The organism is Robbsia andropogonis, from assembly GCF_000970345.1.
Classification (GTDB): Bacteria; Pseudomonadota; Gammaproteobacteria; order Burkholderiales; family Burkholderiaceae; genus Robbsia; species Robbsia andropogonis.
The window spans coordinates 1-22,704 of sequence record NZ_LAQU01000045.1 but is presented as its reverse complement, the minus strand read 5'-3'; the positions used below and the strand labels follow the sequence as shown (position 1 = coordinate 22,704).

The window sequence follows — 22,704 nt, the reverse complement described above, 5'->3', positions numbered from 1 at the left end:
CTGCCCTTCGAACATACCAACCCGTCACCCCTACTCAACACTCCTACCCCTGACTCACACTGCTGCTGCGGCGGCGCAGTGTCCGGGTTGGTCAGGCTTGTCTATCGTGGCAATCGCTACGGCTTGCTGCCTGTTTATCGTTGAACAGATTTCCCTATGCTCGCCGACAGCAGCTTTAACGCACGTCAGTAGTGATACCGGCACGATACGATATTGATCTGCGTGTCGGCAATCTCGTAGACGAGCCTGTTGGTGTCATCGATGCGACGCGACCAGAAACCGGCCAAGTTGGCCTTTAGGGGTTCCGGCTTGCCGATGCCCTGAAAGGGCGTACGCTGGATATCCTTGACGAGTTGGTTGATGCGTTTGAGGGTCTTCTTGTCTTGCCCCTGCCAATAGACGTAGTCGTCCCACGACTCGGCAGTCCACATTATGTTCAGAACACTCATTCACTGCCTTCTTCCAGCTTTTGTGTCTTGACCTTGCCCGCCCGGAGTTGCGCAATGGACCGATCCAAATGCGCGACGTTTGCCGGCGAGCGAAGCAAATGCACTGTCTCCATCAGGCTGTCGTAATGTTCTTGCGACATGACAACCGCATTGGGTGCGTCCCGTCGCGTAATGAGCGTGACGTCCACGTCATCCACCACTTGGTCAATGACATGCTTGAGATTGGCGCGTGCATCAGTAAACGGAATCGTCCGCATATACCCTCCCTTAACGTGCAACCGGTGTCTCTACCTGTACAGTTTAGCGTTTTTTTCTAACATGTACAGATAAAAGTACATGTTTCGGGGTGGACCGAATGCGTCGGGATGCAAGCGTTACTTTCCTGCACTGATGCGCTCGACAGCCACGTGGGCGTAGCCGTAGGCAAGGGAGACGACTCAGTCAAGCTCTGCCGAAGCAGGTCGGCCAGCAGCATGATTGCAGGTCAATGCCTTTGCCGGTGATCGGCACGTCCTTGGGAAGTCCAATTGTCTCCGCGGCTGCGTCGTCACGCTTTGGCTTTTTCCACTCGCTCTCGAAAACACGTCCGCTTGCATGCAAGCGTTCGAACTCGGTTGCGTAGATACGTGCTAATGGGCCGGCGTTTGAGAATACGTTCCAGTTTTCCGCGTTACGTGTCTCGCCTGAGTCGGTCGCATTCATCGAGCCAAAGGCGACCTTTTCGTCAACGACGACAAACTTGTGATGCATGATCGCATACGCATGATGAGAGCGGACATCGACGCCAGCGTCCCGCAATTGCATGCCTTTCGAGTACCGCGAGTGGACATTGCTCTTGTCGATGACGACCTGGACTTTCACCCCGCGCTGGTGCGCCGCGATCAGTGCCTGGGCGATTGCGTCGGAGGTAAAACCATATCCCGCCATCAAGACACGTGTTTTGGCGGCGTCGATAAGATCGACCCGAGCCTGTACCGCACCGCCATTCGGGGAGAAATACGTTGTCACGCTCGCGTCCTGGAGCAGCGCGACGTTTCTGGCCTGTGCCGTTCCGATTCCGGCCACTGACAGTATTGCGCAAGCGAGTACTGTAGCCGAGCGCCATCCAAGCCGCCGCGCCAAGCCATCATCGGCCGGTGCCAAGCGTTTCACTACGACGTTCGCGAAATCACTGTGACGTATTTGGGGCCGCCACTGCCATTGCGATGCATCCGCGCCAGGTACACCTTGCTGTTTAAGCTGATCAGCAGGTGCATCAGATTTTCGTCTCATAGTCACTCTCCCAATGTTACCAACACTACGAATACTGTCGTGTTGTCTAATTGGTTCGGAATGCTATATAAGAAATCGACTCATAGAAAGTCAGTCGAACGACAGACTAATCGTATAGTTACTGCAGGGCGTTTTTCATTGTCTATGAGCAGGTGCAAAAGCGTGTTGTTCCCCCGACCGCATGGGGGCGCGGATGCTCATTGAGACGAGGTACGGCCAAGCGCGTACGCCATGACGATTACAACTACCGTGCCACTCGCGTGGGAAATGACGGTGCCGGTCCGCATGACGTACTCGTCGATTCGCGATAGTGAAGTGAGCCGGCGCTTATCACGCCGCGATACTGTCCCGACGCGAGCGGCTTTGTCTTATACCAACGGACTGGCCGATGCGGCCAGGCAAGTGCTTAACCACGTTCCGCTCTTCGTTGCTGATAAGGGAAGAAGCGACGTTCCCGCAGGGCATGCTCGATTTCTTCAAGCGTCTTGCCGCGCGTTTCAGGCACGAGGAAGACGATGAACACCAGCGCACCCACCGAGATCAGTGCATACAACCAGAACGTATGCGCCGGGCCGAGGGCGTGAACAAGCGACAACGTGCTCAGGGTGACCGCCAGGTCGAAGATCCAGTGGCTGAACGCGCCCAATGATGCCCCTTTGCCTCGGACAAACAACGGATAGACTTCCGAGTTGATGGTCCAGATACACACCCCAAAGCCGCCGCAGTTCAGCATCAGGTAGATACCTAGGCATAGCACTGCGAGCCAGCGGCTGACGGTATCGGTGGGGCCGGCACCCTGGAACAGATAGCCCATCAAGATCAATGCGACGATCGACCCGGGAATGGTCCAGAGGAGGTAGCGTCGGCGTCCGATCTTGTCGATCAGGAAGCTGCCGATGATCGTCATGATCACGACCAGCAACGTGCTGAACCCCGCACCGAGTACTGCAGCCGTGTCGCTGAAGCCGGCCTGCGTCAGAATGGTCGGCGCGTAGTAGATCAATGCATTGTTGCCGGTGATTTGCGAGAACATCGCGATTGCGGTCCCGACGATCACCGCGGGGCGAATCCACGGACTGGCGAGGTCACGCCATGTGCCCTGCTTCTGTTCCGCCACGCCGCGGATATCTTCCAGTTCCTGTTGTGCCAGTGAGGCGTGACCGCGAATTTTCTGCAAGACCGCGAATGCATCCTGTTCTCGTCCGGACATCCAGAGCCAGCGCGGGCTTTCCGGCAGGAACACCATGCCAATCAGCAGAATCACGGCAGGTACGACCCCCAATGCAAACATCACGCGCCAATGCTCGCCTAGGATAAAGCCAGTGCAATAGGCAACAGTGATGCCGGACACCACCATCAATTGGAATAGCGTCACCATCTTGCCGCGATGCTGCGGCGGCGCGACTTCGGCGATGTAGATCGGCACGATCTGCGTCGCGCTCCCCGCTGAAAGGCCTAGCAGAAAGCGGGAGCCAATCAGCATCGCCACGCTCGGCGACATTGCGGATAATATCGAGCCAACGGCGAAGATAATACCCACCAGCATCACCGCCCGTCGACGTCCCACGCGATCGGAAATAGGGCCGGTCCCGAGACATCCCACCAGGGCACCGAAAATCAATGCGGCGGTGACAAACTGCTTCAGCGTGTCGTCGAGCGCGAATTGCCGGCCGAGCCCCAATAACGCGACACCGATAATGCCGGTGTCATAGCCGAAAAGCAGCCCGCCAAGGGCCGCGATCAGCGCAATCCAGCCGACAAGCCGGCCCGTATGTGGTGCGGCGCGTTGACCGGCGTAGGGTAGGTCAGTGGACGTATGCATCAACATTCTCCATCGTTTCTAAAGTCGGAACCGATCCCAGTTCGTGGTTCAACGAGGACCGGTTGAAATCACGCGGTCTTATGTCGAGATGAAAGCGGTTGCAGGCGGGCGCGGTGCCGGATTGCGCACCGCGCCCGCATCGTGACGCGGGCTTGATGCCTATGCGGCCGCTACTGGCAGCACGAAGAGATCGATGCCCGCCGTCTGTGCCGCTTGGACACTGGCTGCAATGCGCCGCGCATTGGGTTCGTCGGTGTGCGCGATCCAATCGAGCGCCGCTTCCCGGGTACGTCCGTGCGCCATGTGTCGCGCCAGCAACTGCGCATGCCGTTGCGGCTGAGGTGTTGCGATAAACCAGATGTCGTCGAGCATTGCGCGGACCTCGCGCCAGTTCGGCTCATCGAGCAGCAGATAGTTGCCTTCGGTGATGATGAGTTGCGTTTCAGGTGGCACCGCGATCTCTCCCGCGACCGCCTCCTCGATCTCCCGATGGAACGCCGGTGCGTAGATGATGGGTGCCGCTGTGCCGGCGTCGGGCTCTGGGGTCCTCTTAAGTCGATGCAATAAGGCGAGGTAGCCCGCTGCATCGAACGTATCCGGTGCGCCTTTCCGTTCGGCTCTACCCAGACGCGCCAGCTCGGCATTGGCCAGATGGAAGCCATCCATCGGCACCACCGCCAGTGCCACGGTGTCTTGCAATGCAACCGAGAGCGCCGCGGCGACAGTCGATTTGCCGGCGCCAGGCTCGCCGACCAAGCCGATCAGCGTGCGCTGTCCTGCCTTGCGGCGTGCGAGGACGTCACGCACCCGGGCCAGTGCTTCGGGTGCAAGCGTCAGCGTAGGAGCGGCATGACCATCTGGCGCCGCTGCTGCCACGTTGACATCGCCGCGGGCTTCCGAGGCAGGCGGCAATGCCGCTGCCATAGCGGGTAATTTCGGAGACGATGGCTGCAAAGGCACGGAAAAGGCTCTAAAAGTTTTCGTAAATGGCAATTACAGGTGTTGGCAACGCCCGCCGGGATAGAAGGTGCGCGTGCAAACGGCTGTTCCAGCCATTTCAATTTACCTGAGCTTCAAAATTTATGCCCGAGCCGGTCACATGCAGTGGTGTCATCGAAAGGTACGACAGCCAAGCCAGCGCGTGCCGGACACCGGGCCCTGCGATGGTCAGGAACTCGGATCCAGTGCCCTGATGGCGGAGCGGCCCAGCATTGTTCCCGCGCGGCGAGCGCGTGGACAGCCGCGGGCAACCTATTGCGCTGGAAAGTGTGGGTGCGGCGACGTTGGTGACGCGGCGAAAAAGCGCCACGGCACCGGTCTTACTGCTGGGCCTTGCAGTTGGTTAGCAGATCGGTGCCGTTATCGCCTGCGAAATCGTCGCGTAGCGTGCCCTGCGGCCCTTTGGTCCACCAACTGTACTGGCCCGCGACATATTTGCTGCCCGATGCGGCCGACACATTGACGAACAGCATGTCGCGGTCTTTCACATTGAGCAACGCGAAGCTCTGTTCATTCTTGGCATTCGAATAGTGAACGGTAAGCGATTTCCGGCCATCGCACTGATAGCGGATCGTATTTTGGGTCCACACCTGGATTTGCGGAACGGTCAGTGACTTTGCTGCCGCATGGTGGTCCCGGGCGTTGCTGCCGTGCCGCATGGCCGCGTCGGCGCCGGGTGCCGCCATCGCGGCCGTCGCGCCTGCGCCGGCCAAGGCCAGCAGCAATGCGCCTGTCCGGCGCGCGCGGGTCAATCGTGCTGACACAGTGTGTTCTCCCTTCAGATCCCGTCGATAAGTCGTTCAGCGCCAGTACAACAACGGTGGGCCGGCGCGAAGGGCACTAATTTAACAAATCCTCGTCGCCTGTGCCTGATTGATCCATGCAAAATCCCAATAGTTGCGCCTGCGTGGCAATCATCGATGACTACACCGCGGCGCGATCGGTGGCGAGATGTCGACCACGTGTTTCCGGCAACATAAGGATCGCCAGCACGACGATGGCATAGGCAAGGGCAGCATTCACTCCAATGGCGAAACCCAATGAACAGGCGCCGCTCAGATGACCGACCATAACGGGAAACCCAGCGGAGACGAGGCGCCCGACGTTGTAGCAGAAGCCGACACCCGCGCCGCGCGAGCCTTGTGGATATAACTCACTGAACAAGGCACCCATGCTTGCGGGAATGCCTGCCGCGAAGAAGCCGAGCGGAAACCCCAGGACCAGCGTGGCCTGATTCGACAGTGGCGGGAACATGTAGGCCATCACGGTGATAATGCAGCCGACGGCAAATAGCAGGATGGTGCCGCGTCGACCAATGCGGTCCAGCATGACCGAGGCGGCGAGGCAGCCAAAGAAAAAGGCGACGATGATGACGGCAAGATAGCTACCGGTTCCCATTACCGTCAGGTGCCGCTCCGTCTCGAGATAAGTCGGCAACCACGTCGTCAGTGCGGCATATCCCCCATGAGCACCGATGCCCAGCAAGCCGCCGACCAATGTCATGCGAAGCATGTCCGGCGAGAAGATGGCAAGCAGTGGCGTTACGCCGAGTTGTACGCGTGCACGACATCCGGACGGGGCGCATATCGGCAACGCGGCGGGTGCTTGTCGGCGCGGTTCCCGGACGCTGCGCCGGATATAGAGGATCAGCAACGCCGGTGCGATACCCAGACCAAACATGAAGCGCCAGCCGATGTGGGGCACCATGCACGAAAAGACCACCGTATAAACGAGGACCGCGGCTGCCCAGCCGACTGCCCACGCGCCTTGTACGGCTCCCATCGCTTTGCCCCGATGCTGGTCTCGAATCGCTTCGGCCATCAAAACCGCGCCGGCAGCCCATTCTCCGCCGAAGCCAAAGCCCTGCAAGGCTTTGAAGATGAGGAGTTGGGTGTAGTTTTGAGCGAAGGCCGAGAAAAGGGTGAACAGGGAAAACCAGATAACGGTCCATTGCAGCACGCGTACGCGGCCATAGCGGTCTGCCGCCGCGCCGCAGATCCATCCCCCCAGTGCGGACGCGATCAAGGTCACGCTGCTGATCGCACCGGCCTGAATCTTGGTGACCGCCCATTCGGTGATGATGGCCGGAATGACCAGACTGAACATCTGCAGATCGAGGGCGTCCAATGCCCAGCCACCGAAACACGCCCAGAATGTGCGTCTTTCCGCGTAGGATATCTTCCGATACCAAGCCAATATAGTGAACTCCGTACATGCGTCGGACCGTGCTGCAGAGGCAGCATTGCGATCCCCTCGCGGGCGGTGTCCATTCTATTAGCGAATCTCTATCTCATAACTGAAATGCGCGGCGGCGCCACGCGACACGCGCCATTCGAGGACGCGGTTATCATGCGCGAACGCGGTGCGTTCGATCACGACGATCGCCTCTCCCGGGGCGAGTGCCAGCATCTCGGCGTCGTTTTCGTCGGCGATGCCGATCGTGAGCCGTTCGCTTGCACGGGCGACAACCTGACCACACCGTGCTTCGTACATCGGGTACAGCAATTCGGCAAACTCGGGCAGCGGCAAAGTAGCCAGCACCGCAAATCGTGCATGAGGCAGCCAGATTTGCTCGTGCACCAACGGGACATCACCCATGGTACGCAATCGCGACAGCCTGATCGTCAGCTCGCTGGCCGCAATCTGGTCGATCGTCATCCGCAATGACTTGGCCACCGCACTGGGTGGGGGCAACACGTCACGCGCGAGGATGCGGCTTTGCGGAGGGCACCGTTGTCCGTCCGCACGCTGGAATCGAAAAAAACGGAACAACGATTGGTCGAAACTGGCGCGTCGGATAAAGGTGCCACGTCCTTGGAATCGCTCGAGATGTCCCTCCTGCTCCAGTACATCGATCGCCTTTCGCACCGTGCCAATTGCCACGCCGTATGCGTAGGACAGTTCCATCTCCGTGGGCAATGCCTGATCCGGCTGCCACTCCAACGCCGCGATGCGCGCGGCAATCTCGTCCCGCAGTTTCAGGTAACGAGGCAACCGGTCATCCATCACGTCCGATCTCCATTCATTTATATGATCAGGTAAATTAAATATGCCGAGGACCGACGCTGTCTCCCGCGCGTCTCGTGGGTCATGCGTTTCTCAAAATGTCGGTCAAGGCCTCGTGGATCGGCGCGGCGGTAGTAGGGCGGACCAGTCGCGACACTTCTTTGCCATCCCGTAGAAAGATGAAGGTCGGCCATAGCGTCACCCGAAAGCTGCGTCCGAGCGCGCGGCCTTTGCCGTCCTCGACCTTCCAATGCCGCAGCGGCATTTCGGCATGCGCCGCGAATGCTGTTGCGAGCGGCACTTGCGCGGCTTGACAATGCGGACACCATGGCGCGCCGAATTCCAGCAAGGCAGGGCCCGCTTGCGCGTCAATTTCGGCGCGCTGCGGTTCGAGCGCGGCGTAGACAGGCGTCAATGTCATCGCAATCTCCATTTGGTCGATACCTGATCGTGACCCTTTTACCGACTGTCATCCATCGGTGCTGCATAAGACGGCACGAAAGGACCAGTCATACTACAGACGTACGTTACCGCGTTTTATTGTCAGATGACGAGGTAAAGTAGTCAAATTCGTTACGGTCACAGGGCAAGAAAGCCACGCCGATCGCTCCGTACGAGGGTGCGGACACGTCAACGGGACGGAAAGGAGCAACGTTGAGAAGCGGGCGGTGCAATCGGGGCGCGAGGGAAGGTACCCTTTACGGGCCTGACAAAGGTGGGCTGGACAGGAAGGGCGGCCTAGCGGCCCATACGTGGGAACGCGCGGCGCAAATCGCGGGACCGAGGCGGAGGCCATTGCGTGAAAAGCGGGACGGCGCGCGCCGCCGCCGACAGGCCTGCCAATGCCGATATCGGGGCTGGTGTGATGGACCATCCATTCATCACACCGTGGGATACGCTACGCACGGGCTATTGCGCCATTACCACCCCATCGGGGCACCGGGGCCGTAGTAGTAAACCGGTGCGGGGGGCGGGGCGTAATAATATGCCGGGCGGGGCGCCTCGTAATACACCGGTGCCGGTTGTTGCTGGATCGTGTTGCCTTTCGCTGTCATGCATTGCGCATACGCTGCGTCATACCGCGCCTGGAGGCCATTGGCGTCGTTTTGCGCGTTGCCCGCGCCCACGGCGCTGCCCAGCAGCAGCCCGGAGCCTGCGCCGATTGCCGCACCGGCGCCGGCATTGCCACTGGCGGCGCCGATAAGCGCGCCGGCGGCGGCACCCCCGAGCGTACCGAGCGCGGCGCCGTTCACCGTACTATTGTTGGCATTCTGTTGCGCCCCGTTCGGATTGATGATGCCGTAGGCATAGTTCCGGCAGGCATAATCGTCCTTCTGGAACGTCGCGAGTGACTCGCCGCGTTCCGGCAACGCCACGACGCTGGGGCCGGTGGGCGTCACTACCGCGCATCCAGACAGCATGACGGCGGCGAGGGCACCGGCTGTCGCGGCGAGTGCCGCCCAGCGGGTCTTACCCGCGCGGGGCACCTTGTCATCACCCCGGTGCGGGTAAGCGACACCTGGTTGCCGTGTATCGTGGAGCGTCAGGCTCCTGGAACGGATGGATAGCGTCTTCATCATGCATCTCGAAAAAGAAGAGTCGACTTCATGAGGCCGCCGGTCCACGGTGGGCGTGAATTCGATACGGCGACCATGCAGGGCGACAAACCTTGAAATTACCAAAGCAATATACCGGCCTGCCCAGCGTGAGCCGATTACATTATTTTTACCTGTCGTTACCGTGTCATCCGGTTGGTATTTTCCCGGTGTGTCACTTGGAACAGACGATGTCCTTGCGCAGGGTAGGCCGTCCTCGACGATGGTAAAGCCTGACTGGCATCCTATCGATTACGCCACGGCATCGGGTACCAGCGGTCGCGTCAGCCGGGCACGCCACCATTTCAATGCTTCACCCCCTTGTCCGGCACGCCAGGCCAGCCAGAAGTGCTCACCCGGGCGGCCTTCTTCGGTAGGCAATTCGCAGAGTGCGCCACGGCGCAGCAGATCGTCGACGTTTGCACGAGGCACGAATCCATGCCCGAGTCCAGCCCGCATACAGCATAGCTTGTCGGCCAGCGACGCCACCGTGATGCGCTTTTGTCCGTTTAATAGGCCCGCAGTGCGACCGCCGACATCCCGGGCGCTATCCGCGATGACGATGGCGGTGTGATCCAGCAGATCATCGCGCGTCAGCGGCCGAGGCGCGCCATCGGGCTGCCGTTCCTTTGCACGATCGACGAGTGGATGCCCTGGCGCGACGCAGAATACAAAATCCGTGGAGCCTACCGGTACAGTACGGAAGCCATTGCCGGCGGGATTGTCGCCGCTTGCGACCACCAAGTCGGCCCGCCCTTCCCGCAGTGCTTCCCACACGCCGCTCATCACGCCCGTTCCCAGGCGCAATTGCGTACCGCACTGCAATGCCTCGAACTGGCGAACGTCGTCCAGCAGGATGTCGATCGGAATCAGTGAGTCGATCACGAGGCGTAACTCGGCCTCGAACCCGGTAGCTACCTGGCGCATCCGAGACTCCAGATCCGCCGCGGCGCGTAGCAGCCAGCGCCCGTCATCGATCAGTTGCCGTCCGGCGGGCGTCAGGGTGACGCGCGGCCCTTTGCGGATGAACAAGGCAATTCCCATCTCTTGCTCCAGTTTCCCGACCGCATAGGAGACCGTGGACGGAACGCGATACAACCGTTCCGCGGCGGCCGCGAACGATCCGTGACGGTCGATCGCCTCGACCAGCTCGATTGCTTCCAACGTGATGCGTCGCTGGCCTCCCGTCTGCAGGCGTGGTGCGCCTCCTGGACCCAGGTGCTCGGAATCGCCCACCTCGAACCTCCATCATCGAAATTTTCGAATATTGACCCGTGATCAATTCATGATGCGCCAATGCGCCGCGGCGCATACTGCTTATTAAGGAAACGGCGCATCGAAGCAGTATTTAACAGGGCTTTGGGCAATGCGGTGTGCAGGCAGCGCCGTCCGTGTACCGCGTTTCCGGCCGAACCGCCGACGTCGACCGCGCCGGTACGTCGCGCCAGTAACGGGTCTGAACGTGAATATTATCGAAAAAGGAGGGCATCATGCTCGAACGTCGTGCGGCAAATGATCGAGGTGTGGCGAATCTGGGCTGGCTGCAGTCGCGCCACACGTTTTCTTTCGGGCATTACCATGACCCGGCACAGCAGGGATTCTCCGATCTGCTCGTGATCAACGACGATCGTGTCCTGCCGCGTCAGGGCTTCGGCACGCATCCACATCGCGACATGGAAATCTTCTCGTATGTGTTGGAAGGCGCGCTGGAGCACAAGGACTCGATGGGCACGGGGTCCGTGATTCGCCCCGGCGATGTGCAGATGATGAGCGCCGGGACCGGAGTGCGGCACAGCGAATTCAACCACTCCTCCGAGGAGAGCGTGCATTTCCTGCAGATATGGATCGTGCCGGGACAAAAGGGCGTGCCGCCGCGCTATCAGCAGATTCATGTCAGCGACGCTGAAAAACGCGGGCGTTTCCGCTTGATCATCTCGCCCGATGGTGCGCAGGACTCGTTGTCTGTCCATCAGGATGCGCGGGTCTACGCCGGCCTGCTGGACGGTGGTGAAGCCGCCTCGGTGGAACTGCCGCCAAATCGCTACGCCTATGTCCACGTGGCGCGCGGCAGTGTCACGCTGAACGGCATGGCGCTGGGTGAGGGGGATGGTGTCCGGGTACGCGACGAAGACCTTCTGGCGTTCTCCGGAGGCAATCAGGCGGAAGTGCTGGTGTTTGACCTGCGTCCCAACGCCCTGCCGGACTTCTGATCGGCGTATTGGCTCGGCTGCGGCGTGCATGCGCCGCAGTCGGAGCGTAACGTCGCGCCGCCAAACCCATAAGCGATTGCCGGACGATCCGGCGCGCATTTCCCCGCGAGGGGCTTGAATCAATCGGTCAAACCACGCATATTGAGGGCATGGTTGCTCCCGATACCGGCGCTGATCCGGTCGCCCCGCCCGTCCTGTTACCCGATGCCGACAAGGCGAACGCCGCCGCGATGGCGTCGGCCGGCTTGCCGCCAGCCGGCGACGATTCCCTGCATGACTTCCATCCAGCGGTTCAGGACTGGTTTCGCGCGACATTTGTCGCGCCGACGCCAGCCCAGGCTGCCGCCTGGCCGTTGTTGCGCGCGGGCCGAACCACGCTGGTCGCGGCACCAACGGGCTCCGGGAAGACGTTGACCGCCTTTCTCGCTGCGTTGAACGACCTGATCGTGCGAGGTACTGACTGTCTGGAATCGGGAACGACGCTGCCGGATGAAACCGCGGTGCTGTACGTGTCGCCGCTGAAAGCGCTGTCGAATGATATCCAGAAGAACCTCCGTGCGCCGCTGGCGGGTATCGGCGCGGCACTGTCCGACCGTGGCTTGCGCATGCCGGAGATCCGAACCGCCGTGCGTACCGGCGATACGCCCCAGGCCGAACGCGCGGCCATGGCGCGGCGCCCACCACATATCGTCGTCACCACGCCCGAGTCGCTCTACGTGCTGCTCGGTTCGGATTCGGGTCGTCGCATGCTGTCGACCGTGCGCACGGTCATCATCGACGAAATTCATGCGGTTGCGCCGAGCAAGCGTGGCGCCCATCTGGCGCTGAGTCTGGCACGGCTCGATGCGCTTTGTGAGCGGTACCATGGCCGCCAGGCGTATCCCATGCGGGTGGGATTGTCCGCCACGCAAAAGCCGATCGAGCGCATGGCGGCGTTTCTCGCTGGCGTGCGCCCCAACGACGGTGATACCTCGCCGCCGCATGCCGCTGCGGCGCATATCGTCGACATCGGCCACTATCGCGAACGCGATCTTTCCTTGGCACTCCCGCCTATGCCACTGGACGCGGTCATGTCGAACGACACCTGGAATACCGTCTATGACCGGATCGGTGTGCTGGCATCGGAACAACGGACCACGCTGGTATTCGTCAACACGCGGCGCATGGCCGAACGTGCCGCGCGACATCTCGCGGACCGCCTCGGCAACGACGCAGTCGCGGCGCATCATGGCAGCATGTCGCGGGCACATCGACTGGATGCCGAACACCGATTGAAGTCCGGGTCATTGCGGGTGCTGATTGCTACTGCCTCGCTGGAACTGGGCATCGACATCGGCGACGTCGACCTCGTGTGTCAAATCGGTTCACCGCGCGGCATCGGTGCATTCCTGCAGCGTGTGGGCCGTGCGGGGCACCACGTGGGGGGCGTGCCAAAGGGACGGCTGTTTCCGACGTCGCGCGATGATCTGATTGAATGCGCCGCATTGCTGGATTGCGTCGGGCGAGGCGAACTGGACACGTTGCAGATCCCGTCGGCGCCATTGGATGTCCTGGCACAGCAACTCGTGGCTGAAGTGGCGCAACAGGCCTGGGACGAAACCGCGCTGTACACCATGACCCGTCGTGCCACCCCCTTCGCCACGTTGTCGCGCGACCGATTTGATGCGGTGTTGCATATGTTGGCGGAGGGTTATGCGACGCGCCAGGGGCCGCGAGCCGCCTATCTGCATCGCGACAGCATCGACCATACGGTACGTGCCCGGCGTAACGCGCGATTGACCGCGGTCAGCGCCGGGGGGACCATCCCCGATAACGCGGATTACACGGTGGTGCTGGAGCCGCAAGCGGTGCCGATTGGTACCGTACACGAAGACTTCGCGGTCGAAAGCCTCGCGGGCGACGTGTTCCAGTTGGGCAATACGTCGTATCGGATCATGAAAATCGAGGCGGGCAAAGTACGTGTCAGCGACGCACGGGGCCAGCCGCCGAATATCCCGTTCTGGCTGGGGGAGGCGCCGGGACGTACCGATGCCCTGTCCAACGGCGTTGCCCGCCTGCGCGCCGATGTGGCACAGGCGATTGCCGGGCATCAAGGCCGGGTCGGTGCGCGCCGCGATCTATCCGTATCCGCCGATGTGCCATCGGATATCGCATCCAACGTCTCCAACGAGCGGGACGCTGATGCGTTTGCGCGCGCGGCGGTTCACGCGTCGTCGAGGGCCCTGACCACTGCGGGTGTCGTTGATGCGGTGATGCCGGTCTTGCAGCGGATTCGCGGTGTCGGCGATGACGCAGCGCGACAGATCGCCGATTATCTTGTGCGGACCCACGCCACATTGTCTGCATTACCGACGCACGATACGCTGATCATGGAGCGGTTCTTCGACGCGTCCGGTGGCATGCAACTGGTGCTGCATGCGCCCTACGGCAGCCGCGTCAATCGTGCGTGGGGCCTGGCGTTGCGCAAGCGCTTCTGCCGCAACTTCAATTTTGAATTGCAGGCGGCGGCAACGGAGGACGCGATCGTACTGTCGCTGTCGACCAGCCACAGCTTTCCGCTCGACGAAGTATGGCGTTACCTGCACAGCGCCAGTGCCGAGCACGTGCTGGTGCAGGCGCTGCTGGACGCACCGTTGTTCGGCGTACGCTGGCGGTGGAACGCGACCACCGCGCTGGCGCTGCCCCGTCAGGTGGGTGGGCGAAAGGTCGCGCCGCAACTGCAGCGGATGAAGAGTGAAGACTTGCTTGCCGCCGTGTTCCCGGACCAGGTCGCCTGTCTCGAAAATATTGTCGGTGAGCGTGAATTGCCGGATCATCCGCTGGTTGCGCAGACGCTGGATGATTGCCTGCACGAGGCAATGGATTGCGACGGGTGGCTGACCCTGTTGCGGCGCCTGGAGTCCGGCGCGGTTCGCTTGATCGCACGCGACTTGCCCGCGCCATCGCCCATGGCAGCGGAAATCTTGCAGGCACGGCCGTATGCGTTCCTTGATGATGCACCGTTGGAAGAGCGCCGTACCCAGGCGGTGATGCGCAGACAATGGACCGATCCCGAGTCGCCCGATGACTTGGGCGCATTGGACCCGGACGCCATCGCCGCCGTGCGTGCGGAGGCCTGGCCGCGCGTGCGCGATGTCGATGAGATGCAGGAAGCGCTGATGCGTCTGGGCTGCATTACTGACGACGAAGCCCGTCTCGCCGATATGGAAAGCGCCCAGACCGACGCTCGCTCCGAGCCGGTGATCCGTGTCGCGTGGACAGCCCTGTTGCGACAGCTCGGGCGTTCAGGCCATGCATTCCGTCTTGTAGTGGCGCGGGATCAGGGGCGCGAGGAAGGACTCTGGCTGGCGCGCGAACGGGTGCCATTGATGCATGCTGTCTACCCCGACATGCGTTGGCCCAAGGCGGCGCTGACGGTGGTGGGCGCGACGCCGGCCGCACGTATGCCGGCGGATGCCGACGCGGCGTTGATCGAATTGATCCAGTTGCGCATCAGCGGGTTTGGCCCGTTGACCGTCGCGGATCTCGCCCACCCGCTTGTGCTGCCGGTGTCGGCCGTCGCCGCGGCACTCGTGGCCCTGGAGCGACAGGGGAGCGTGGTGCGCGGACATTTTTCGTCTTCCGCGACCGAAAAGCGCCCAGCCGATATGCCCATCACGACGCAAGAGGAGTGGTGCGACCGCAGTTTGCTCGCCCGCATTCATCGCTATACGGTGCAACGTTTGCGGCGTGAAATCGAACCCGTGTCGGCACGCGATTTCATGCGCTTCCTGTTCGATTGGCAGCGCGTCGCGGAAAGCACGCGCGGACGCGGGCCGGTCGCGCTCGAAGATGTAGTGACGCAACTGGAGGGATACGCCGCATCGGCACCCGCATGGGAGGAGCAACTGCTACCCGCTCGGTGTGCCGATTATGAGCGCGGCTGGCTTGATACGCTGAGCCGCTCGGGGCGGGTCACATGGGCACGCCTTGCCGGCGTGAGCAGCCGCGGCAATGCGGGCGGACCGACGACCTTGGTGCGTGCAAGCGGGGTTGTGCTGGTGCCGCGACAGGACCTTGACATGTGGCGTCGGGCCGCGGCACGAGACGCCGCGCCACGGGGAAAGGCACGTGCCGCGAAGACCATCGATGCGGTGGTCGACAACGCCCGCGCCGTCCCAGTGTCAGTCCGTGTGTCCACGGCGCATCCGATCGATACGACGACCATGGCCGAATCGGCGTCTGATACATGGGCGATGGACCCTGCGCTCGCGTTGCTATCGTCGCGCGCGCAAGCGGTGTACAGGCATCTGGCCACGCGAGGTCCGTCATTCTTTGATGGGCTGTCCGATGCATTGCGTCTGTTGCCCGCCGAGTTGGAGGCCGCGTTAAGCGAACTCGTTGCGCTAGGGCGGGTACACGCGGACAGCTTTGCCGGTTTGCGCGCCTTGCTGTCACCGGTGGCGCGGCGCAATCTGTGGGGCGGACACGGTGCCGGGCCGCGTGGTCGCCGTCAGCATGTCCGGGTCAGCGGCGGCATGGACGATGCCGGGCGGTGGGCGCTATTGCCGGACGACTTGTCATCCGTTGACGATGATGCCGCGCGCGAGCATGTGGCGTGGGTACTGCTGCGCCGCTATGGCGTGATTTCCTGGCGGTTGCTCGAACGCGAAGCCGATGGGGTGCCGCCGTGGCGGGACTTGCTGATGGTTTATCGGCGTCTGGAAGCGCGCGGCGAGATTCGCGGCGGACGATTCGTCGAAGGGTTGAGTGGCGAGCAGTTCGCGTTGCCTGAAGCGGTGCCGTTGCTGCGCGACGTCCGACGACGGCCCCACGATGGAAGCTGGACGGTGCTCTCTGCGGCGGACCCGTTGAATCTGGTCGGCATTGTTATCGCAGGCACCCGGGTTGCGTCGACGCTGGCGAATCGCATCGCGTTTTGCGATGGCATACCGATGGGATGGCTTGAAGCCGGCGCGTTCCATTTCGACCCGGCAACCTTGCCAGAGGCAAGGGAACGCGCGCGGGCATTACTTGTGCAGACGCGGCCGTTCTGAGGTGAGCGGACCGCGTGATGCAAAGGCGTCCGGTTATAAAAAGCGACCGACGCCGGCTTCCCTGTATTGACCGGATCCGCCCTGCGTCTCGCCGCAGGCGGCAAGGCCAACGACGTCCGATGGGGCAAGCATCATTGACTGCCTTCTAACAAGAAGAGGCCATGGCCACTTTCCGGCACGAGACCGATCAAGCCTTGGGTGGCGTGGGTCGCGACGACGCCTTGTAGGTAACGTGCGTCCATCATTGGCCTCCCTCGAAAAGGAAATAGCCGGTGCTGCTTTCCGGCACGAGACCGATTAAGCCTTGGGTAGCGTGCGTCGCGACGACGCCTTGTAGTTCCATAGCCATGCTCACACTCCTTTGGGTGGTTGAGATAATCCCGCTTTCGTCTCCTATCAGACACTGAAGCGGCCCTGCGTGCCTTCGAGTACGACACCGTTCATGCCGTGCGTCGCCTCGGTGGCGTTAATGCCTGTCAGGCAGGTTTGCGCGGTCGATGGGGCCCATCTCATCGTGCGTTCTCCGTTGGAAGTGGCTCGCGAAAGTGTCTTCAAACAGCACGTGGCCAGCGTCGTCCGCACGCCGGTCGTCTATCCTGCCCTTGTACACCTGGTCATTCATGACGCCTCCCATTGCCGCGAAAATCGATGGTTGCCTCGCTGTCCTTCAGCGTTTGCTCACGCGCATGCCCTTATGACCAGGCCCATATTACGAACCTCATCGGAAAGCGCAAACGTCGCAGGGAGAACAAAATGCTGATGTGCGACCGCGGTCCAGCGTGATGTCCTTCGCATTTCCAAACGGCGCTTTTTTCATCGCCGCGCGCATGCCATTTCGAGATGAAATAGCGCTTTTTAATACGGCAATGTATTTTGCGGCTACCGGGTAGCCGTGCCTTGCCATGCCTGGATGAACATCTCGCAGGCATAGATGCGGTCCAGTGATAGATCCGGCGGCCGAAAGCCGCTGATGGCCAGACGCGTGGCGCGATCGCATGCATCGCGATCGACGAGGCCGGCCTGGGCACACCGCCCCTCCATCACGACGGTGCGAATATGGTCGGCATTCTCGCGCCAGCCCCGCGTGAACGGTCCCGAGGTCTCGCCTTTGTCCCTGCGCCATAGATGGGGCAGGCCGGACGCCGCGTAGGCAGCACGCCGCATCGGGACGCGATTATGAAAGCGGCTGTAGAGCGCATAGCTTGGGTAATTCAGCACATACTCCACCATGGGCTGTGTCAGATAAGGAAAAAAGCTGCGCGTGAATCCCAGGTCGGGATACATCTCGATCTCGGCCAGATTACCGATCACCCCCAGTAACTGCATATGCTTGCCCGGTTGCCGGCGTAGTTGTGCATGCAGCCTCGGCAGGTACTCAAAGCGGTCAGGCGCGGGAACGGGCTGAGCCATGCGGAGGGTTGTCGGCGGCGTCGCACTGATCAGCGAATCCAGGTTACGCGAGCGACTCTCTTTCCAGCCCTGGCGGATGACTTGCCAGTACGGCGTGCGACGCAGCAGGGCCATGTCGTGAATAGCGCCCATCGCGCGGCGCCATGCGCCGTCATGAACCGCGTCGAGCCATGTACTGAAATACGGGGGTGCTAGAAAACCCGCATCGCCGCCATAGCCGTTGAGATGGGTCGCGCTACTGAGATCCGACGTTCGCTCACGCAGTTGCGTGGACCAGTTCAACGTGATGCTGCCTTGCGATGGGCGCGGCTGTTGTGGCATGGTGGCGGTCGACATAGGCGGCGCATAGGGCGTCATGTCCATTGGTAACGTACGGAGCGGGAAACCGCAGTGATCGCTGATTGCTTGCGCGTAGACGATCTCGTTGGATGCGGGGGAGTCCCGGTCGAAGTGATTGATGCCTGTCAGGCCGTCCGTCCGTCCCGCTTCGTGCAATGCCAGCGCCAAGGCGCTCGATTCCAGTCCGCCCGACAGTTCCAGGACGATATTACCGTCCGGCAACGTCGACAGATACCGATCCGTCACTGTTTGCAACAGGCGGAACGCATCAATCGGCAAGCCTTTGTGACGCGCGGCAAGCCGATCCGTCGGGTCCGCGCGCTGTGCGCTATCAATCCTGGGGGGCAACGTGGTCGCGGCCACGGTATCAATCCGCCGTAATGGCGCATAAGGGCTGTTGCCGCGCAGTGGCCGCCAGACCTCACGCAGTTGCGGCGCTAGACCATGACGCACTTCGAGCATGCAACCAATGGGCACGCTGTCCACGCCCAGCAATCCCGTCCGACTTTCGCGGCCATTGCCGTGCAACAGCGTGCCGTGCAGAAAATGCATGTCCGGTGTCGCTGCAACCTGAGGCGCCAACCCGATCAGCGTGCGCATGTCCGATGCGATGTGGAGCGGGCCGAATTCATCCGTGCGTGTGCTGTCCGAATGTTTGCCGCCACTGCTGGCTCGCCGGAAGTACACCGGACGTTGACCGCACGGATCGATGTAAAGACGCAGCATGGCGTCGCGTCGACGGAAGACCGCGAATCGGTAGAGCCCCCAGCAATGGGCCGCCAGCCATTCCACGTCGGCGATCACCGATGCAATGATGGCATCGGGTCGCACGCGGGCGTGCGTGACGGCATCGAACAGCGCGCCGCAGCATAACCAGTCGTGCCCCTCGTATTTGCCTTGCGCGACGTTTTCCGGGGCGGCGTCGTCCGCATCGACGTGCAGCGATAAGGCGATCTGCTTGTGGTCACCCATCCATTCAAGCGTACGCGTGGACGAGAAGCGGGATGCGGCGGCGTCTGGCGCACGCTGGTCAGGCTTCATGCGTTCATCCGATATGTGGCCATTGCCGGACGGGAAAGCCGCGGCGGTATCGTTGCGGGATGTCGGGTAACCTAAACGAATCGCAAGCATCAGAATCTCCTGTGTCGGGCGTACATGTCGAGAGCGTCACGGCGTAGGGCGAGCGGATCACCGCGTCCGCCGCTTAAGCGCCGGCGGGGGATGCATCTCTCGTACGGTCTCGTGGCGTGTCGCCCCTGCGTGCGGTATCCATGGCGCCCGCTCCAGGTGGATTTCGTCGCGCGATGGCGGTGTCGCCGGGGCGGGGCGTGATGTTGCGCCACATTCGGCCGTCGACGATAACGGCGAATTGTCGGCGTCGTTCCGCGTCGTCCCCCATCACCATGCCGTCGTGTTCAACCCACGCATGGGCTGAGAACGGGCCGCCGGAAACGCCGATGACCAGATCGACATCGACCCCGCGACGCTGGCATAGGTGTACGAGCGCGGCGGACCATTCAAGGCATTTCGTCCGCCTTGGATACAGCAGGCAGGCGCGATTCAAGGCGCAGACCGATTGCGCGATGCGCGCACGTGTGATGGCGTGAAGGCTGACATCCGGGGCTGATTTGCGCGCGGACGCACCAAACAGTTCCTGCGATGCTGATGCCGGGGCCGATCCGTCGTCTGTCAGCGCGGTGGGCGTGGCGCGCGCATGGATGTCCGAGCCGGCGAAGGCCGCGGCTGCGTCGGCACGCCTGTTGGACTGGATGCGATAAGACAGGTTCGTGTGCGGTGCCCCATATAGCCAGCGCATCAGTCCTGGCATGCGGGTGCGTGCGGTAATGCGATGCGATTGCCGAACGGCCCACCACGCTCGGGCAATCAGCCAGAGCGGCAGTCCGGGGCCGATGTCGTCCGGGTCCAGTCGCCATCCGGTAAAACCAGCCAATGGCGCGACTTTGCGCGCGGCGGCCTCGGCGGCAACGGCGTCGGGCGCGTCGAATGTCCCCGCACGTAACAGGCCCTGTCTTTCAAAGGCACCCGTCCATTGCGAGACGGTCGCCGCGTCGACGTTCATTTCCGTGCCAACACCCAGCAAATGCAGGAGTGCCCGCGCTTGCGCCTCATTCAACAGAAAGTACTGGTCGTCGTGCATGGTCAGGATAGCCATCCCTTCGCACAAAGGGGCGATGTAAATGCCTGCCTGCAAATGTCGATACATGATTCACCTCATCAGTGATTAAGTGTGCGAATCATCTTAGCGACTGTGCGTCTTTCGTCAAATCGTGGCTTTATTTAAACAGGAAGCACATATTGAACGCGGTATCATCATCGTATGCGCGATGGCATGGCGCACGATCGGTTCATTTACTGTTTACGGGGTATAAACGCATCATGCGTCTGGGTGTCGTTACCACTGGGCAGGGTCCGCGCCACGAATATGCGGCCTATCATCGCGGGCTTGCCGCCGCATTGGGAATGCGGATCGACGTCATCGACGATCATATCTTGGATGGATTGTCGTGGGACGAGATCAAGCCTCACCTTGGCGGTGATGCGGAAGATCGCCTGGGAGCGCACGTGCATGTGCCGGGTGCCACCGGCAATCGCCTGGGGGACGGTTGGGATCACGTTTATGTGTCTTTGCCGTGGGCGTTGCCTTATTTCCAGGCCGCGATCGATCGTTTGGTCACGCGGGGCGCGGACATGGTGTTGTTCTGTTGCGCAACGCGGTTTCCGGACGATGCCTTTATCTGTCCGGTCCCGTTGATCAAACCGGCCACGCTGATGCTGGCGGCGGTGACCGAGCGTGTCAATACGGCTGGCCCAGCCACGCGCAGTGGCGCGCAACCGGTGCGCTTTGGGCTGATGAGTTCGGCGGGCCATGGCCGACAAGATGTGCAATTGTGGCGCGAACAACCGTTTGCCGCGCAATTGGCCATCGACTATGAGCCATTCGAAGGCGACATCCTGCCTGCGGCGGAAAAGCTGGCTTCGCGTTCCCATGACATCGTGGTGGTCTGGAGCTATGGTCTAGGGATGGTGGCGAGCGATGGCTTGGCGTTATCCGCGCGCCTTGAGCAGATGGTGAAGTGCCCCGTGCTGATGCCTCATCGCGTGGCGGCCTTGCATGCGCTGGCTTTGATGGCGGCGGGTTTTGACGATCGCGCATTCCTCGCCGCCGGATCGAGGTGACGTTCGACGCGGCGCTGTAACCCGATTAGCGCCGAATTCAGGATCAGGTAGATCACTGCCGCCGCGACCAGGAATTCGACCGGGCGGTAGGTATCGGAAAGCAGCGCCTGTGCATTGCTGCTGAGTTCCGCCACCGATACCAGGCTCGCCAGCGCGGTGCCTTTCAAGTTCAGCGTCAGGTTGGAGAAGAGCGACGGGGTGGCCACGCGCAATGCTTGCGGGAAAATCACTCGCTGCAGCATTCGCCAACGCGACATGCCCAATGCGCGTGCCGCTTCATACTGCCCTGCGGGCACGGCACGGAAACCGGCGCGGAAGAATTCGACGTTATAGCCGAGCGCCGAGAAGATCAGGGCCGCGAGTGCCGAGGGCACCGGGTTCAGGTAGATGCCGAATACCGGCAGTCCGTAGTACGCGAAAAACAGCAATACCAGCGTTGGCACGGCGCGCGTGAACCAACTGAGAACGGCGACTGGCCAGGACAGCCAGCGCTTGCGACTGAGGCGAGCCAATGCCAGTGGGATCGACAGCAAAGGGGCGACCGTGCCCACGACCAGCATCAGGCCGATGGTGGTCAGCGTGCCTGTCAGCAGCAGATGCCAATGCTGGAAGACGATCGCGAAGTTCATTGCGGCGCTCCGTGACCCGGGACCGGCTCCGTGGCCGAATCGACATCCTTGCGCGGCGCCACGGCGTGACCGGGGTGTAGTCGTCGTTCGACGAGCCATTCGGCGCACATCAGCAGGCTGGAGAGTGCGACATAGAAGATCATCGCCACCAGCATCAACTCGAATGGCTTCTGGAACGCCTCATTGAAACGCTCGGATAACCCCATGATCTCGGGAACCGCAATGGCCGACGCGATCGACGTGCGTTTCAATGCACTACACGCAAAGGTGATATATGGGGCAATGGCGATACGGAACACCTGGGGCAGCACGATACGCTGCGCCATGCGGGCGCGGCCCATGCCCAAGGCACGCGCTGCTTCGAATTGCCCCTGCGGTACCGCTTCCAGCGCGCCACGGAAGATTTCATATTCGTATGCCATGCCGATCAGCGACAGACCGAGTACCGCCGCCCAGAACGAGGGTAAGGGCATTCCCATGCGCGGTAACGCGAGATAGGCGAATAACAGCACGATCAGTTCCGGCAAGCCGCGGAACAACCAGGAGAAGGTTCCCAGGCCAAACCGGATAACGCGGCTTCCGGCCCGCGACAGCAACGCGAGCAGCATCGCACCAGTGGACGAGACCAGAAGCGTGGTGGCGAACAGTTCGAGCGTTACCGCAACGGCACTGCCAAATTTCGGCAAGACGCGGAAAATGAAAGACCAATCGAAAGCGTATTGCATGTCATGCCTGCCAA

19 protein-coding genes are annotated in these 22,704 nt (G+C 61.6%); 3 read left to right on the top strand and 16 right to left on the bottom strand.

What is annotated here, in order from left to right:
* Positions 1 to 185: 185 nt before the first annotated feature.
* The 11 genes from WM40_RS23495 to WM40_RS23445 all read right to left on the bottom strand — a co-directional run bounded on the left by WM40_RS23495 (position 186) and on the right by WM40_RS23445 (position 10,337).
* On the bottom strand, positions 186 to 449 hold the full coding sequence (locus WM40_RS23495; protein WP_024905623.1) for a Txe/YoeB family addiction module toxin: 264 nt from the start codon (positions 447 to 449) through the stop codon (positions 186 to 188).
* The gene (locus tag WM40_RS23490; protein WP_024905624.1) at positions 446 to 706 is read right to left on the bottom strand and encodes a type II toxin-antitoxin system Phd/YefM family antitoxin; all 261 of its coding nucleotides are present in this window, start codon (positions 704 to 706) and stop codon (positions 446 to 448) included. Before WM40_RS23490 ends, WM40_RS23495 begins: the two co-directional genes overlap by 4 nt.
* 184 nt (positions 707 to 890) lie before the next feature.
* Positions 891 to 1,721: a phospholipase D family nuclease gene (locus WM40_RS23485; protein WP_024905625.1), complete on the bottom strand. Its 831-nt coding sequence runs from the start codon at positions 1,719 to 1,721 to the stop codon at positions 891 to 893.
* Positions 1,722 to 2,127: 406 nt separating this feature from the next.
* Positions 2,128 to 3,543 carry a sugar porter family MFS transporter gene (locus WM40_RS23480; protein ID WP_024905626.1) on the bottom strand — a complete coding sequence of 472 codons (1,416 nt, stop codon included), beginning with the start codon at positions 3,541 to 3,543 and terminating at the stop codon, positions 2,128 to 2,130.
* A 159-nt stretch (positions 3,544 to 3,702) separates the two neighbouring features.
* Positions 3,703 to 4,467 (bottom strand): nucleoside/nucleotide kinase family protein, encoded by a 765-nt coding sequence (locus tag WM40_RS23475; RefSeq protein ID WP_081765181.1) that lies wholly within the window; start codon positions 4,465 to 4,467, stop codon positions 3,703 to 3,705.
* 395 nt (positions 4,468 to 4,862) lie between these two features.
* Positions 4,863 to 5,267, bottom strand: a complete 405-nt coding sequence (locus WM40_RS23470; RefSeq protein WP_236693660.1) for an MliC family protein — start codon at positions 5,265 to 5,267, stop codon at positions 4,863 to 4,865.
* Between the two features lie 199 nt (positions 5,268 to 5,466).
* Positions 5,467 to 6,741: an MFS transporter gene (locus WM40_RS23465; RefSeq protein ID WP_036012911.1), complete on the bottom strand. Its 1,275-nt coding sequence runs from the start codon at positions 6,739 to 6,741 to the stop codon at positions 5,467 to 5,469.
* 75 nt (positions 6,742 to 6,816) lie between these two features.
* Positions 6,817 to 7,548 (bottom strand): GntR family transcriptional regulator, encoded by a 732-nt coding sequence (locus WM40_RS23460; RefSeq protein WP_036012913.1) that lies wholly within the window; start codon positions 7,546 to 7,548, stop codon positions 6,817 to 6,819.
* Positions 7,549 to 7,630: 82 nt separating this feature from the next.
* On the bottom strand, positions 7,631 to 7,969 hold the full coding sequence (locus tag WM40_RS23455; RefSeq protein WP_024905631.1) for a thioredoxin family protein: 339 nt from the start codon (positions 7,967 to 7,969) through the stop codon (positions 7,631 to 7,633).
* Between the two features lie 499 nt (positions 7,970 to 8,468).
* Entirely contained in the window at positions 8,469 to 8,969 is a 501-nt protein-coding gene (locus tag WM40_RS23450) for a glycine zipper family protein (RefSeq protein ID WP_046154147.1), read from the bottom strand.
* A gap of 426 nt (positions 8,970 to 9,395) precedes the next feature.
* Positions 9,396 to 10,337 carry a LysR family transcriptional regulator gene (locus tag WM40_RS23445; protein WP_036012935.1) on the bottom strand — a complete coding sequence of 314 codons (942 nt, stop codon included), beginning with the start codon at positions 10,335 to 10,337 and terminating at the stop codon, positions 9,396 to 9,398.
* Positions 10,338 to 10,633: 296 nt separating this feature from the next.
* Between WM40_RS23445 and WM40_RS23440 the strand changes: the two genes are divergently transcribed.
* A complete protein-coding gene (locus tag WM40_RS23440) occupies positions 10,634 to 11,353 on the top strand; it encodes a pirin family protein (protein WP_024905634.1) in 720 nt (239 codons plus the stop codon).
* Positions 11,354 to 11,583: 230 nt separating this feature from the next.
* Complete coding sequence (locus WM40_RS23435) at positions 11,584 to 16,389, top strand: DEAD/DEAH box helicase (RefSeq protein ID WP_046154146.1); 4,806 nt, start codon at positions 11,584 to 11,586, stop codon at positions 16,387 to 16,389.
* A gap of 33 nt (positions 16,390 to 16,422) precedes the next feature.
* On the opposite strand, the gene WM40_RS32360 is transcribed toward WM40_RS23435, so the two are convergent.
* From WM40_RS32360 to WM40_RS28235, 3 genes are all read right to left on the bottom strand, one after another.
* Entirely contained in the window at positions 16,423 to 16,521 is a 99-nt protein-coding gene (locus WM40_RS32360; protein ID WP_320535397.1) for a burhizin family lasso peptide precursor, read from the bottom strand.
* A gap of 747 nt (positions 16,522 to 17,268) precedes the next feature.
* Positions 17,269 to 19,269 (bottom strand): hypothetical protein, encoded by a 2,001-nt coding sequence (locus WM40_RS23430; RefSeq protein ID WP_024905637.1) that lies wholly within the window; start codon positions 19,267 to 19,269, stop codon positions 17,269 to 17,271.
* Between the two features lie 73 nt (positions 19,270 to 19,342).
* Positions 19,343 to 20,362 carry a lasso peptide biosynthesis B2 protein gene (locus WM40_RS28235; RefSeq protein WP_052738489.1) on the bottom strand — a complete coding sequence of 340 codons (1,020 nt, stop codon included), beginning with the start codon at positions 20,360 to 20,362 and terminating at the stop codon, positions 19,343 to 19,345.
* A gap of 92 nt (positions 20,363 to 20,454) precedes the next feature.
* Here WM40_RS28235 and WM40_RS23420 point away from each other — a divergent pair, with 92 nt between their 5' ends.
* Positions 20,455 to 21,336, top strand: a complete 882-nt coding sequence (locus tag WM40_RS23420; protein WP_036012916.1) for an AroM family protein — start codon at positions 20,455 to 20,457, stop codon at positions 21,334 to 21,336.
* Here WM40_RS23420 and WM40_RS23415 read toward each other — a convergent pair.
* Together WM40_RS23415 and WM40_RS23410 are read right to left on the bottom strand one after the other, a co-directional pair.
* Entirely contained in the window at positions 21,252 to 21,965 is a 714-nt protein-coding gene (locus WM40_RS23415) for an amino acid ABC transporter permease (protein ID WP_024905640.1), read from the bottom strand. The two genes, WM40_RS23420 and WM40_RS23415, sit on opposite strands and share 85 nt — an antisense overlap.
* On the bottom strand, positions 21,962 to 22,704 hold a 743-nt coding region (locus WM40_RS23410), incomplete at its 5' end, for an amino acid ABC transporter permease (protein WP_046154145.1). The genes WM40_RS23415 and WM40_RS23410, both read right to left, overlap by 4 nt.